1 protein-coding gene is annotated in these 447 nt (G+C 43.2%); it reads left to right on the forward strand.

Annotated features, from left to right (window positions below; genetic code table 11):
* Positions 1–100: 100 nt before the first annotated feature.
* Positions 101–447: transposase (locus KUA11_RS16995; protein WP_368041054.1), on the forward strand; the 347-nt coding region annotated here is incomplete at its 3' end.

The following is a 447-nucleotide window of genomic DNA, read 5'->3' on the forward strand; positions in this document are numbered from 1 at the left end:
TGCAAAGGTCAATAATATACAGATAGACGGCATATCGTTCATCGAACACCTCTCGTTCAAGGCATTCAATGAGGGTATACGCTTGAAGGACTGTATCCGTATGCAGCAGAAGCTTATGAATGTAAGGGTAAGATGTGTGGCTGCCGATTCCATATATGCCAATAATGCCAACAGAAAGTTCTGTACAAAATATGGGATATCCACATCCTTTGTGCGCAAGGGAAGGGCGGCCAAAGATGAGCCTTTGAGGAAGGTGCTTAGAAGCGAACTCTCAAAAGAAAGGGCAACACGGCTTGAAGGAAGCTTCGGCACTCAAAAGCAACATTACTCGCTCTCAAGGATAAAGGCCAGAAACAGGAAGACGGAAATACTGTGGATTTTCTTTGGAATACATACGGCAAATGCCATACTGATGATAGAAAAAATCAGAAACAAAACAGCTAAAGC

Origin of the sequence: Acetobacter estunensis, assembly GCF_019083805.1 — a bacterium.
GTDB classification, from domain to species: domain Bacteria; phylum Pseudomonadota; class Alphaproteobacteria; order Acetobacterales; family Acetobacteraceae; genus Acetobacter; species Acetobacter estunensis_A.